The 13166-nt window shown below is 65.8% G+C and carries 11 protein-coding genes and 1 tRNA gene; 5 read left to right on the forward strand and 7 right to left on the reverse strand.

Annotation, left to right across the window (positions count from 1 at the left end; genetic code table 11):
- Positions 1–52: 52 nt before the first annotated feature.
- A complete protein-coding gene (locus AUP43_RS01780; RefSeq protein WP_198154787.1) occupies positions 53–478 on the reverse strand; it encodes a DUF4864 domain-containing protein in 426 nt (141 codons plus the stop codon).
- A 123-nt stretch (positions 479–601) separates the two neighbouring features.
- Positions 602–1585, reverse strand: a complete 984-nt coding sequence (locus AUP43_RS01785; RefSeq protein WP_232314852.1) for a hypothetical protein — start codon at positions 1583–1585, stop codon at positions 602–604.
- Positions 1586–1966: 381 nt separating this feature from the next.
- Here AUP43_RS01785 and AUP43_RS19520 point away from each other — a divergent pair, with 381 nt between their 5' ends.
- The 3 genes from AUP43_RS19520 (at position 1967) to recQ (ending at position 4146) form a co-directional block, all read left to right on the forward strand.
- On the forward strand, positions 1967–2101 hold the full coding sequence (locus AUP43_RS19520; protein ID WP_269746845.1) for a hypothetical protein: 135 nt from the start codon (positions 1967–1969) through the stop codon (positions 2099–2101).
- 53 nt (positions 2102–2154) lie between these two features.
- A tRNA-Arg gene (locus AUP43_RS01790) sits at positions 2155–2231 on the forward strand.
- 79 nt (positions 2232–2310) lie between these two features.
- Positions 2311–4146, forward strand: a complete 1836-nt coding sequence (gene recQ, locus AUP43_RS01795; protein WP_067551798.1) for a DNA helicase RecQ — start codon at positions 2311–2313, stop codon at positions 4144–4146.
- Here the strand turns inward: recQ and AUP43_RS01800 are convergent.
- From AUP43_RS01800 to AUP43_RS01815, 4 genes are all read right to left on the reverse strand, one after another.
- A complete protein-coding gene (locus AUP43_RS01800; protein ID WP_067551801.1) occupies positions 4130–5491 on the reverse strand; it encodes an APC family permease in 1362 nt (453 codons plus the stop codon). The genes recQ and AUP43_RS01800 overlap by 17 nt on opposite strands.
- Before the next feature lie 104 nt (positions 5492–5595).
- Entirely contained in the window at positions 5596–6459 is an 864-nt protein-coding gene (locus AUP43_RS01805; protein ID WP_157089188.1) for an SAM-dependent methyltransferase, read from the reverse strand.
- A 298-nt stretch (positions 6460–6757) separates the two neighbouring features.
- The gene (locus AUP43_RS01810) at positions 6758–9832 is read right to left on the reverse strand and encodes an efflux RND transporter permease subunit (protein ID WP_067551804.1); all 3075 of its coding nucleotides are present in this window, start codon (positions 9830–9832) and stop codon (positions 6758–6760) included.
- Positions 9833–9848: 16 nt separating this feature from the next.
- On the reverse strand, positions 9849–10901 hold the full coding sequence (locus tag AUP43_RS01815; RefSeq protein WP_067551807.1) for an efflux RND transporter periplasmic adaptor subunit: 1053 nt from the start codon (positions 10899–10901) through the stop codon (positions 9849–9851).
- Between the two features lie 111 nt (positions 10902–11012).
- Here AUP43_RS01815 and AUP43_RS01820 point away from each other — a divergent pair, with 111 nt between their 5' ends.
- The gene (locus AUP43_RS01820; RefSeq protein ID WP_067551810.1) at positions 11013–11660 is read left to right on the forward strand and encodes a TetR/AcrR family transcriptional regulator; all 648 of its coding nucleotides are present in this window, start codon (positions 11013–11015) and stop codon (positions 11658–11660) included.
- Between the two features lie 85 nt (positions 11661–11745).
- Positions 11746–12924 (forward strand): Na+/H+ antiporter NhaA, encoded by a 1179-nt coding sequence (gene nhaA / locus AUP43_RS01825; protein WP_067551813.1) that lies wholly within the window; start codon positions 11746–11748, stop codon positions 12922–12924.
- On the opposite strand, the gene AUP43_RS01830 is transcribed toward nhaA, so the two are convergent.
- Positions 12859–13161, reverse strand: coding sequence for a hypothetical protein (locus AUP43_RS01830; RefSeq protein WP_198154788.1), 303 nt, complete (start codon positions 13159–13161; stop codon positions 12859–12861). The genes nhaA and AUP43_RS01830 overlap by 66 nt on opposite strands.
- Positions 13162–13166 lie beyond the last annotated feature (5 nt).

A 13166-nucleotide genomic window follows, 5' to 3' on the forward strand; every position in this document is an offset into this window, starting at 1 on the left:
CTGTGCTGCGGCAGTCTTAGCCAAGCCGGCGGCGGCACGCAATGTCGGGCTATCAGGTGGTCAAATCGGGCGCCCGCACCAAGGCGCAGCCATTGATGCGCCAGGCGCCGTCGGCCTGGCGCTCCATCTCGTACAGCGCGATGGCGGGCAACCCGTCCGGCCCGACCAGGCGGACCTGCTGGATCAGCACGCCGTTGCGCCACTCCAGCGCCTGGAATTCCACTTGGGCGGCGCGATAAACCGGCGGATAGCCGGTCTGCACCATGCCCAAGAAGGTCGCCGGATCGCCGAACAGCCGCTGGATCAGGGGCGATGCCTGGGCGAACGCCGTCTGGCCGTCGTCGCGCCGGAAGGCCTGGAGCTGACGCTCGATCACGCCCCGGATTTCCGCTTCGTCGGCCGCCGTCACGCCCTGCGCCTGGACAGGCGGGGCGAGGCAGAGAAACAGCAGCATGAGGGCCGCCAGCCAGCGTGTCATCGGTCCATCTCCCGTATAGTCGACAAGACTAACATACGGGCACTTCCCTGATTGGCGAGGGGCTGCGCAAAAGAAAACCGGCGTCCCGCGGGACGCCGGTTCCCATCCCGATATCGTCGCCGATCAGCGGATGTAAAGATGCACCTCGTTGCCCGCCGCGTTGCCGCTGCTGGCCGAGGAGAGATTCACGCGCTGCGACGGCAGGCCCATTTCGGTCAGGGTGCGCAGCACCTTTTCCGCATTGCGCCGCGCATTGGTGGAGTTCAGCGAGGTCTGCGCCGCATTGCCCTGCGAGGTGCTGACCGCCACCAGGTCGAAGCTGGCGTCCGGCCGGCGCTCCAGCGCCGTCGAAACGGCGTTGTACAGCGCCTCCTCGTAGGAGACGTTCGGCTGGTCGAAGCGGATCACGACCAGCGGTCGCGCGCCGGCGGCCGGGCCGGCCATGCGGGAGGCCACGCCCAGATTCTGCGGCGGGCTGCCGGCGATGGTGGTCGGCATGAATGCGCGGTTGGCGAGACTGGAGCCGTAGAGCTGGCCGTTCTTGATCGCCAGCGCCAGGGTCTGCAGATTGTTGCGCTCATTGCCGACATAGAGGGTCTGGCGGCGCACATCGTCGCTCATCTCGTTCAGCAGGCGGTCGATCAGCACCACGGTGCGATTGACGTCGTCCTCCAGGATGTTGAGCTGGCGATGATCCTCCTCGACCGCGCCGGACAGGCCGTAGGCCGCGCGGGTCGATTGCAGCATGTAGGCCGCCAGGTTGCTGTCGGCGGCGACGCGGTTCGCCAGCTCGTTCATCTTGGCGATGTCGGTGTTCAGCGTCTCCAGCTGCCGCTGCGCCTGGTCCCACTGGTTCACCAGGATCGGGTTGCCCGGCGTGGTGCCGACCTGCAGGCGCGCATTGATCGCCGCGACCGTGCCGTGATAGCCGGCGGCATTCTGCACGGTGACGTTGCGAATCTGCTGCAGCGTGTCGTTATGCTGCGCGATCGAGCCCTGCAGGCGGCGCAGATCCTCGCGCAGCTCCTGCACTTTCTGGCCGACAAAGGTGCCCGTGGGCTGCCCCGGCGTCGGCGGCTGGACCTGGAAATTGGTGCTGCCAAGCATCGGCGGCGTGGCCGCCCGCTCCGACGCGGAAGGCTCGATTGCGATCTGCTCGCTCTTCTGGCCGCTTGCTGGTTCTTCCCCGGTCAATGTTGGCCAGAGCGAGTCCGACGCAAACGAACATCCGGAGAGTAGCAGCGCTGCCCCCAAAAGACCGGCCCAGTTTCGGGACTTCGTCATTCCAGACTGCCACTTTGTTAGTTTCAGGTGCCCCAGATCACGATCAGCCACAGACGATTTCTTGCCCCCGCCTTTAGCTTCGAAATCGAATTAATCGAATTTCATCAGCAAAACCAGCTAACCGCTTCATTTTGCGTCGATACTAACCAAAGCGTGTCGGGGTCACAAGCTGATTTAGGCAATTCGGCGGCAAGCAGGGGCTGAATGCCGGTTATGGCCGGCAAAAAAGCCGGGCCGAAAATGGTTAACGCCGACCCGGAAGCCGGGGCGCGGCACCGCCGGATTGCCGGCGCGAAAAGTTTTGCGATGCCTATTGCCTTTGCCAAAACCTTTGAGTAGTGTGCGCGCCTCATCGCGGACGGCCGTTCGAAACCGCCATTCCCCGCGACAAAGCGCCCGTAGCTCAATTGGATAGAGCATCTGACTACGGATCAGAAGGCTAGGAGTTCGAATCTCTTCGGGCGCACCATTTCTCCCTTTCTTGCCTACCAAATAGCTGCACCCGGTCCGGCGACCGTCTATGGTTGCCGCCACACCGGGAGAATGCCATGAGCTTGAGCGAACCGACCGCCGCTGCCGCGACCGATCCGGCGGCGATTCTGCGCGATGTGTTCGGCCATGCCGGCTTCAAGGGGCTGCAGGAAGATGTCGTGCGCCATGTCACCGGCGGCGGCGACGCAGTGGTGCTGTTTCCCACCGGGGCGGGCAAGTCGCTGTGCTATCAGGTGCCGGCGCTGTGCCGGGCGGGGGTGGGCATCGTGGTGTCGCCGCTGATCGCCCTTATGCGCGACCAGGTGGAGGCGCTGCGCCAGGCCGGCGTTCGGGCGGCGGCGCTGAACTCCTCGCTGTCGGCGGAAGAGGCGGCCGAGGTGCGGCGCGACCTGCGGCGCGGCGCTCTCGACTTGCTGTATGTGGCGCCGGAACGGCTGGTCACATCCGGCTTCCAGCAGATGATCGCCGAGGCGCGCATCGCCCTGTTCGCCATCGACGAGGCGCATTGCGTCAGCCAGTGGGGTCACGATTTCCGCCCGGAATATCGCGACCTCGCCATGCTGGCGGAACTGTATCCCGGCGTGCCGCGCATAGCGCTGACCGCCACCGCCGATCCGGCCACGCGGGCCGACCTGATCGAGCGGCTGCGGCTGGGCCAGGCGCGGGTCTTCGTCACCAGCTTCGACCGGCCGAACATCGCCTACGCCATCGTCGAGCGCGAGAGCCCGCGCCGGCAGCTTCTGTCCTTCCTGGAGAAGCACAAGGGCAATAGCGGCATCGTCTATTGCCTGTCGCGCGCCAAGGTGGAGGACATCGCGCAATGGCTGAGCCAGCAGGGCATCCGCGCCCTGCCCTATCATGCCGGGCTGGATGCCGGCATCCGCAGCGCCAACCAGGATGCCTTCCTGAAGGAGGACGGGCTGTGCCTGGTGGCTACCGTCGCCTTCGGCATGGGCATCGACAAGCCGGATGTGCGCTATGTCGCGCATCTCGACCTGCCCGCCTCGATCGAGGCCTATTACCAGGAGACCGGGCGCGCCGGCCGCGACGGGCTGCCGTCCGACGCTTGGATGAGCTACGGCATGGCCGATGTGGTGCAGCGCCGGCGGATGATCGACGAGGGGGCCGCGCCGGAGGAGGTGAAGCGCCTGGAGCGCGGCAAGCTGAACGCGCTGCTGGGCGTCTGCGAAACCGCCGAATGCCGGCGCAAGGCGATCCTGGCGCATTTCGGCGAGGCGCACCCCGGCCAGTGCGGCAATTGCGACACCTGCCTGTCGCCGGTCGAAACCTGGGACGGCTCGGAAGCGGCGATCAAGGCGATGGCGGCGGTCTACCGCACCGGCCAGCGCTTCGGGGCCGGCCATGTGATCGACGTTCTGACCGGCAAGGTGACGGAGAAGGTCACCCGCTTCGGCCATGACAAGCAGCCGGTCTTCGCCGCCGGCAAGGAGATCGACATGCGGGGCTGGCAATCGGTGATCCGCCAGCTCACCGCCGCCGGGCTAATCGTGGTCGACCACGCCAATCACGGCGCGTTGACGCTGGGCGAGGATGCCCGCGCGGTGTTCCGCCACGAACGGCCGGTGATCCTGCGCAAGGACCGCCCGCGCAAGGCCGCCGAGGTGCGGCGCGATCTGGCGCGCAGCGCCGCCGCCGACCTGCCGCCCGAGGCAGCCTCCCTGTTCGAGGCGCTGCGGGCCGAGCGCAGCCGGCTGGCGAAGGAGCAGGGCGTGCCGCCCTATGTGGTGTTCCAGGACGTCACGCTGCGCGCCATGGCGACCGACCGGCCGGAAACGGCGGAGCAGATGCTCCGCCTGCCCGGCGTCGGCCAGGCGAAGCTGGAACGCTACGGCGCGGCGTTCCTCGACGTGCTGCTCAATCCGCCTCGCTGAATTTCCGCCTGCCCCGGGACTGCCGCTCCAGCAGCAGCAGCGGCACGCCGGCCAGCAGCATGGCCACGCCGATCAGCGCCCCGGCCCCGGTATAGACCAGGCTGGAATAAAGCAGCCCCAGACAGGTCAGGCTGAAGATCGCCGGCAGCACCGGGTAGAACGGCACCTTGAAGGGGCGCTCGCGATCCGGGTCTTTCCGGCGCAGCACGAACAGCGCCAGGCTGACCAGCAGCATGAAGAACCAGAAGACCGGCGCGGTGTAATCGACCATCGCCTGGAACCCGTCCCGTGTCACCGCGCCGAATAGGATCAGCGCCAGGGCGATGCCGGCCTGCGTCAGCAGCCCGTTGGTCGGCGTCTTGCCGCGCCCGTCCCACGCCCCCAGGAAGCGCAGCTGCGGCACATCGCGGCCGATGGCGTAATAGGCCCGCCCGCCGGTCAGGATGGTGCCATTGAGGGAGCTGAGCGCGGCGATGCAGACGATCAGGCTGAGCACGATGGCGCCGGTCTCGCCGATGGCCAGGCGCATCAGATCGGCGGCCACCGCGTCGCTGGCGCGCAGCCCGTCCAGCCCCATGCTGTAGAGATAGGCCATGTTGACCAGCCCATAGGCCAGCATGATCAGCAGCACGCCGATCATCAGCACCCGCACCATGGTGCGCTTCACGTCGCGGATTTCGCCGGACAGATAGGCCGCCTCGTTCCAGCCGCCATAGGTCAGCAGCACCAGCACCATCGCCATGCCGATGGCGGCGGCCCCATCGGCGGATTCAGGCGCGGCGACAGCGGGGGCGGGGGCCGGATCGGCATTGAAGCCGACCACCACGATGGCCGCCAGCGCCAGCAGCAGAAACAGGAAGAACAGCGTCTGGGTACGCTTCGAGGGCTGGGTGCCCAATATGTTCACGCCGGTGAACGCCAGCACGCCCAGAACCGCATGCACCGCCGCGCCGTGATCGCCCAGCGGCAGCAGCGTCTGCGCGTAATCGCCATAGACGAAGGCCAGCGCCGCGATGGCGCCGGTCTGAATCACCGCGCCGCGCGCCCAGGCGAAGAACAGCCCGGCGGAGCGGCCGAAGGCGCGGCTGAGGAAATGATACTCGCCGCCGGCGCTGGGATAGGCGGAGCCCAGCTCGGCATAGGTCAGCGCGCCGACCAGGGTGATCAGCCCGCCCGCGACCCAGACGCCGATGAAGGCGACCTCGCTATCGACATTGGCGGCGACCAGGGAGGGTGTCTTGAAGATACCGATGCCGATGACGACGGCAACGATGATCGCCACCCCCTCCAGGACGGACAGGGTGGCGGCCGGTTCGCTGGCGCGGCCGGTAGCGGGGTTGGGCATGCGGGTTCCTTGCGGCCAAGGCCCCAGAGGGGCGCTAACGGGACAGCCCCCCGCGCGGCGGCAACAGGCCAGCCGCGCGGGGAGTCAGAGGGGAAGCCGGGCGATCAGCCGCGGGTCGCGCGCCAATCGCCGGCGCGCTGCGATTCCGGCAGCGGCTCGATGGAACCGCCGGTCACCCGGCCGACATAGCGCAGAATCTTGCCCGGCGCGGTCTCGACGCCGAACTCGATCCGGTCGCCCTGCAGCTTGGGATCGCTGAGCGGCACCGACTTGCCGTCCACCGTCGCCGTGCCGGCGATCTTCTGGAATTCCTGGGTCAGATCGACGGTGAAGTCGCCCCCCGGATTCTGCACCTTCCAGTTGCCATCGACCTTGGCCGGCACGATCCAGAAATAAACGTTGCGGCCATCGACATTGGCCTCGGCGTCAGGCTTCCAATCATCCATCGAGAAGGCGTGGGAGACGATGCGCGTGCCCGGCCGCAGCTCCAGCAGCGTCGGGCGCAGTTTCAGGTTGATCCGCTGCAGCAGATACATGGTGATGACCGAGGCTTGGCTCAGATCGGTCTCGAACAAATTCTGCTGGCGGAATTCCACAGCATCGGAAACGCCGGCCATCTTGGCGTTGTTGGTGGCCTCGGCGATGCGCGCGGGATCGATATCCACGCCCATCGCCCCCTTGGCGCCGCGATCCTTCACCGCAGCGATGGCGATACGGCCGTCGCCGGAGCCGAGATCGATGACGTAATCCTGATTGCCGACCTGCGCCATATCCAGCATCCGCTCGACCACATCGTCCGGCGTCGGGACGAAGGGAACGTCGAGATTAACCGATCGGTTGGTCTGCGCCGCGACCGGCGCGGCGATGAGCGGCAGCGCGCCGAACAGTCCGGCGGCCAGCGCCAGGGCCAGATGCCGGCGCAGGGCGGGCGATTGCGGCGTGGCAGGGGGTGATGTGATTGCGGTCATGGATATCTCCTGGATCGGGAAAACAGGAGAGACGACCGCCGCAGCATGCCGAATCGCCAGCCGCTTCCATTAGAGAAACGGTTGGAATTGTTACAATTCAGCGACTATCTGCGGCTGTAATTCGCCTCATTACACCAACCGGATATTGGACGCTATGTGCGGCAACAAAATCGTGGAACCGTTCAAAACTTCGTGATCGCCCCTTCAATTCGTTCGTCCCTTTCCTTTTGCCTCATGCGAAGCGGGCCGGATCGAGAAACGATCCGGCCCGCTGGCAGAGGGAGGGAGAAAGGGGTCGCTATTCCGCGGGACTTGGATGTGGTGCCACCGGCTCCAGCTCTTCCTGCTTCTTGTGCGGACGGGCCAGCAGCGTATAGGCGGTCGGCACCACGAACAGGGTCAGCAGCGTGCCCAGCGTCATGCCGCCGACGATCACCCAGCCAATAGCCTGCCGGCTTTCGGCGCCAGCGCCCGAGGCGACGGCCAGCGGCACCGCGCCCAGCACCATCGCGCCGGTGGTCATCAGGATCGGCCGCAGGCGCAGCACCGCGGCCTCTACCACCGCTTCGCGCAGGCCCATGCCGCGCTCCTGCAATTGGTTGGAGAATTCCACGATCAGGATGCCGTGCTTGGTGATCAGCCCGACCAGCGTGATCAGGCCGATCTGGCTGTAGATGTTCACCGTATTGCCGGTGAAATAGAGCGCGGCGAGCGCCCCGGTCATCGAGAGCGGCACCGTCAGCACGATGATGAAGGGATCGATGAAGCTTTCGAACTGCGCCGCCAGCACCAGATAGATGAAGGCCAGCGCCAGCAGGAAGATGACATAGAGCGCCTGGCCGGATTGCTGATATTCGCGCGACTGGCCGTTCAGGTCGGTCTGCACATTGGCCGGCAGCACACGCGCCGCGGCCTCGTTCAGGAATTCCAGCGCCTCGCCCAGGGCATAGCCCGGCGCGATATTCGCCGTGATGGTGGCGGAGCGCAGCTGGTTGAAGCGGTTCAGCTCGCGCGGGGCCACCACCTCGCGCACGCTGGCGAGGTTGGAGAACTGCACCATCTGCCCGCTCGGCGTGCGGATATAGATGCCGTTCAGGTCGCCCGGGGTGCGGCGGTCGGCATCCTCCACCTGCACCAGCACGTCATACTGCTCGCCATTCATGTTGAAGCGGGTGACCTGCCGGCCGCCCAGCAGCGTCTCCAGCGTGCGGCCGATGACCGAAATCGGGATGCCCATGTCGGCCGCCTTCTCGCGGTCGACATTGATGTCGAGCTGCGGCTTGTTCAGCTTCAGATCATCGTCGAGATTGACGAAGCCGGGATATTTCCGCGCCTCCTCCATCATCAGGCCGAGATAGCCTTCCAGCTCCTGATAGCTGGCGGTGGTCTGCAGCACGAACTGCACCGGCCGCTCGCGCGGGCTCTGGCCGAAGGCCGGACGGTTGATCGCGAAGGCGCGCACGCCGGCGATCTTCGACAGTTTCTTTTGCAGCTCCTCGACGATGCTCTGCTGGCTGCGCTCGCGATCCTCCCAGTTTTCCAGGCGGATGAAGGAGGAGGCCTGCGTGACATCCGGCCAGCCCGTCGTGATGATCACGCCCCCCACTTCCGGCACCGCCAGCAGGATATCCTGGATCTGCGTGGCGTACCGGTCGGTGAAATCGAGGGTGGATCCCTCGGGCGCGCTGGAAAACACGTTGATGGTGCTGCGATCCTCGATCGGCGACAGCTCCGACTTCAGATTGGTGAACAGCAGATAGCTGCACCCGCCGACGCCAATGCCGATCAGCACCACCAGGAAACGGACCTTCAGCGAGCCCAGCAGAAGGCGCCGGTAGCCGTTGGCCATGCCGTTGAACGCGGATTCCAGCAGATTATAGAGGCGGCCGTGCGATTCATGGCCCTTGAGCAGCTTGGAACACATCATCGGCGTCAGCGTCAGCGCCACGAAGCCCGACACCATGACCGCGCCCGCCAGCGCCAGCGCGAATTCGATGAACAGCCGGCCGGTCCGTCCTTCGGAGAAGGCGACCGGGGCGTACACAGCGGCCAGGGTCAGCGTCATCGCGATGACTGCGAAGGCGATCTCCTTGGTGCCGATGATCGCCGCCTGGAACGGGGTCTTGCCCTCCTCCAGATGGCGGTGAACATTCTCCAGCACCACGATGGCGTCGTCGACCACCAGGCCGATGGCCAGCACCATGGCCAGCAGGGTCAGCGTGTTGACGCTGAACCCCATCATATACATCAGGATGAACGCGCCGATCAGCGACACCGGAATGGTGACCAGCGGGATCACCGTGGCGCGGAAGCTGCGCAGGAAGAAGAAGATCACCAGGATCACCAGCACGATGGCTTCGGCGATGGTGGTGAACACATTGTCGATCGAGCGTTCGATGAACACCGAGGTGTCGTAGGCCAGCTCCGCCTTCATGTCGCTCGGCAGATCGGCCAGGATGTTCGGCAATTCGGCCTGCACGGCGCGCGAGACTTCCAGCGGGTTCGCCGTCGCCTGCTTCACCACGCCCATGGTGACCGAATCGGAGCCGTTATAGCGCGAGCGGCGGCGGGTATCCTCCGGCCCCAGCTCGGCGCGGCCGACATCGCGCAACTTCACCTGGAAGCCGTTGGCCTCCTTCAGCACGATGTTCTCAAACTGCGACGGCGTCAGCAAATTGGTGCGCGAGAGAACGGTGAATTCGCGATTCAGGCTCTCGATGCGGCCCGAGGGAATCTCGACATTCTGCTGCGCCAGCGCCGCCTCGACATCCTGGACCGTCAGATTGTAGGCGGCCAGCTTGGCCCGGTCGATCCAGATGCGCATGGAGAAGCGCCGTTCGCCGTAGATGCGCACCTCCGCCAGGCCCGGCAGCGTCTGCAACCGGTCCACGAAGAAGCGGTCGGCATAGTCGGACAGCTCCATCTGCGACCGGCCGGGCGCGGAGAAGCCGATGAACAGAATCGGCGAGGCGTCCGCCTCCACCTTGGAGATGACGGGCTCGTCAATCTCTTCCGGCAGGCGGCCGCGCACGCGGCTGACCCGGTCGCGCACGTCGCTGGCGGCCACGTCCGGATCGGTCGACAGGCGGAAGCGCACCGTGATGCTGGAGCGCTCCTGCCGGCTCTGCGAGATGATTGTCTCGATGCCCTCGATGCCGGCGATGGAAGTTTCCAGCACCTGGGTCACCTGCGACTCGATGATCTCGGCGCTGGCGCCCAGATAGTCGGTCTGCACCGAGACGACGGGCTCGTCGATATTGGGATATTCGCGGACCGGCAACCGGTCGTAGGAGACCAGGCCGACCAGCACGATCAGCAGGCTCATCACCGTCGCGAAGACCGGGCGGCGGACGCAGAGTTCCGAGAGATTCACGAGCCTCTGCTCCCCGTCAGGTTCCAGGCACGGTTGCGACGACTTCCACCTTGATCCCGTCACGCAGGCGCGTCTGGCCGGCGATGATCACCACATCTTCCGGCGAAAGGCCTTTCAGCACCTCGACCATGCCGGGACGGCGGCTGCCGAGATTGACCTTGGTGAGCACGGCCTTGTCGTCCTGGAGCTTGTATACATAGCGTTCCTGGCCAATCGGCGTGATCGCCGATTCCGGGACCAGTACGGCATTCTCGCGCACGCTGGCGATGATGGTCAGGCGGATGAACAGGCCCGGCGACAGCGCGCCGTCCTTGTTCGGCACCAGCGCGCGGATGCGCAGCGAGCGGCCGTCGATATCGATCTGCGGGTCGATGGCGTAGATTTCACCGACGAAATCGCGCCCGGCCAGCGCATCGGCCGTCATCTCGATCTTCTGGCCGACATTGACCGAGGTCAGATAGACTTCCGGCACTCGGAATTCCGCTTTCAGCGGGTCGATCTGCTGCAGGGCTACGATGGTGTCGGCCGGCGTCACATAGCGCCCGACGCTGAGATTGCGCAGCCCCAGCACCCCGGCGAACGGGGCGCGGATCGTCGTCTTGTCGAGCCGCGCCTTCGCCAGCTCCTGCCCGGCCTGGTCGGACCGCAGCCGGGCCAGCGCCTCGTCGCGCGTGCGCGCCGTGCCCGTGCCCTGCTTCAGCAGCGTATCGGCGCGGTCGAAATTCGCCCGGGCCAGCGCCAAATTGGCTTCGGCCTGCGCCAGCTCGGCCTGCAGGATTTCCTTATCCAGCTCCACCAGCGCCGCGCCGCGCTCGACCTTCTGCACATCCTCGAACAGGATGCGCGAGATACGTCCGGAGATTTCGGGCTGCAGGATGACGGATTCATTGGGCAGCAGGCTGCCGACCGCGTTGATCTCGCGCCGCACCGTATCGATGGTGACCTTCGCGACCTCGACCGGCGGCGCCGCGCTGGCCTGCGGCTGCGGCGCCGATTGGGCAACGGCCGGACGGTTGGTCCCTTCCAGATAAATAACAGCGCCGACGCCGATGGCGCCGACAGCCGCCAATCCCAGAAATAGCTTCCAGCCTCTTCCCATTGCCCTGCTATACTTTCTACTCTAGGGTTAGACTAGACAGTCCAGTCTAGGAATATGCTGGCACACCGGGAGGAGTCAAGAATGCCACAAACAAAGGTGGCGCCCATCGAAACGTCCTGCAGTGCCCGCAAGCGGCAAACCATTGTGGAAGCAGGGACGAATGTATTCCTGCGTCTCGGCTATGAGAATGCCACGATGGATATCGTGGCCACCGAAGCCGGCGTCGCCAAGCAGACAGTATATAATCATTTTCAAAGCAAGGATGGGCTTTTCCACGCCATTGTCGAGGAAATCGGCGAGGATTTGCTGTCCACCATCGCCGCCAGCGCACAGCAAGGCGGCCAGCCGCGCCAGGTTCTGACGGCGCTGGCGACGCGCTTCATGGCGATATTGATGCGCCCCTCCTCGGTCGCGCTGCATCGCCTGCTGGTGTCGGAAGCGCCGCGCTTTCCCGAGCTGGGGCGCATGATCTTCGCCATCGGACCGCAGGGCGCGGTGAACCGGCTGGCCCGCTATCTGGCCGAGCAGGCGGACAAGGGCACGCTGACGGTCACCGACGCGGAATTGTCGGCCGAACAGTTCCTGGGGGCGCTGCGCGGCCATTTCCAGCTCCGCGCGCTGTTCCAGGTCGAGGAACTGCCGGACGAAGCGGCGATTCAAGCCGCCATCGACCATGCGGTCGGCAATTTCCTGAAAGCGCATGAGGCGCGCCGCCTGCGCCAGGTCTGACGCTTTTCGATTGTCTTCCCGCCCGATAGACTCCTTATTGCTAGCGGGCGCCCTCCGCGCCGGGACATTCAGTTAAGGACGACAGATGGCGGCGACGGCGCTCCGCGATTTCCTGAAGACCGAGGCGGCAGGCGGCATCATTCTTCTGATCGCCGCCGTGCTGGCGCTGATCCTGGTCAATTCCCCGCTCGGCTGGCTCTACAATATGCTGCTCGACACGCCGGTGGAGGTGCGCATCGGCGCGCTGGTCATCGCCAAGCCGCTGCTGCTGTGGATCAATGACGGGCTGATGGCGATCTTCTTCCTGCTGGTCGGGCTGGAGATCAAGCGCGAGATACTGGATGGCAATTTGTCGAGCTGGGCGGAAGCCTCGCTGCCGGTGATCGGCGCGGCCGGCGGCATGCTGGCGCCGGCCCTGGTCTATGTCGCCTTCAATGCCGGCGACCCGGCGACGCTGAATGGCTGGGCGATCCCGGCGGCGACCGACATCGCCTTCGCGCTGGGCATCCTGGCGCTCGTCGGCGCCCGCGCGCCAACCTCGCTGAAGGTCTTCCTGCTGGCGTTGGCGATCATCGACGATCTGGGCGCCATCATCATCATCGCGCTGTTCTACACCTCGGATCTCTCGGTGGTGTCGCTCGGCCTGGCGGCGGCGGCGATCCTGGTGCTGGCGCTGTTCAACCGGCTCGGCGTCACGCGGCTGACGCCCTATCTGCTGGTCGGCCTGTTCCTGTGGGTCTGCGTGCTGAAATCCGGCGTGCACGCCACGCTGGCCGGCGTGGCCATCGCGTTCGCCATTCCGCTGCGCGCCAGCCAGAAGGGCCGGCAGGATATCTCCCCGCTGGAACAGCTGGAGCACAGCCTGCATCCGTGGGTCACGTTCGGCATCATGCCGGTCTTCGCCTTCGCCAATGCCGGGGTCTCGCTGGCCGGCCTGTCGCTTGCGGATATGCTTGCCCCGGTGCCGCTGGGCATTGCCGCCGGCCTGTTCGTCGGCAAGCAGATCGGCGTGTTCGGCTTCGCCTATGGCGCGGTGAAGCTGGGGATCAGCCGGCTGCCGTCCGACATCGGCTGGGTGCAATTCTACGGCGTGGCGCTGCTGACCGGCGTCGGCTTCACCATGAGCCTGTTCATCGGCACGCTGGCTTTCTCCACCCCGGAGCATCTGGCCGATGTGCGGATCGGCGTGCTGACCGGCTCATTCCTGTCGGCGGTCGCCGGCTACGCCGTCCTGCGTTTCCTGGCGCAGCCCAAGGCGCGATAGCGGCGCATCGCTTTCCGGCGTCGCCTGCCTGTCGTAGCCCTTGCGGCTGCTGTAGAACACCAGCCCCATCAGCCCCGCGCCCAGCAGGAAGGTGAAAACCACGCCCAGCACCAGCGCGGCGATGCCGTGGCCGCCCATGTCGGCGTCGCCGGTCATGGTCCAGACCGTGGCGCTGGCATAGATCGCGCCGGCCAGCGCCAGGGCGAAGGCAAGCAGGATGAGGATGGTCTTCAACATGTCAT

It is taken from the genome of Oceanibaculum pacificum, assembly GCF_001618175.1.
GTDB lineage: Bacteria > Pseudomonadota > Alphaproteobacteria > Oceanibaculales > Oceanibaculaceae > Oceanibaculum > Oceanibaculum pacificum.

Coding starts and splice junctions, on each gene's coding strand:
- recQ (WP_067551798.1), top strand. CDS start 2,311: ATGAGCTTGAGCGAACCGACCGCCGCTGCCGCGACCGATCCGGCGGCG.
- AUP43_RS01785 (WP_232314852.1), bottom strand. CDS start 1,585: ATGCTTGGCAGCACCAATTTCCAGGTCCAGCCGCCGACGCCGGGGCAG.
- nhaA (WP_067551813.1), top strand. CDS start 11,746: ATGGCGGCGACGGCGCTCCGCGATTTCCTGAAGACCGAGGCGGCAGGC.
- AUP43_RS01780 (WP_198154787.1), bottom strand. CDS start 478: ATGACACGCTGGCTGGCGGCCCTCATGCTGCTGTTTCTCTGCCTCGCC.
- AUP43_RS01800 (WP_067551801.1), bottom strand. CDS start 5,491: ATGCCCAACCCCGCTACCGGCCGCGCCAGCGAACCGGCCGCCACCCTG.
- AUP43_RS01820 (WP_067551810.1), top strand. CDS start 11,013: ATGCCACAAACAAAGGTGGCGCCCATCGAAACGTCCTGCAGTGCCCGC.
- AUP43_RS01805 (WP_157089188.1), bottom strand. CDS start 6,459: ATGACCGCAATCACATCACCCCCTGCCACGCCGCAATCGCCCGCCCTG.
- AUP43_RS01830 (WP_198154788.1), bottom strand. CDS start 13,161: ATGTTGAAGACCATCCTCATCCTGCTTGCCTTCGCCCTGGCGCTGGCC.
- AUP43_RS19520 (WP_269746845.1), top strand. CDS start 1,967: ATGCCGGTTATGGCCGGCAAAAAAGCCGGGCCGAAAATGGTTAACGCC.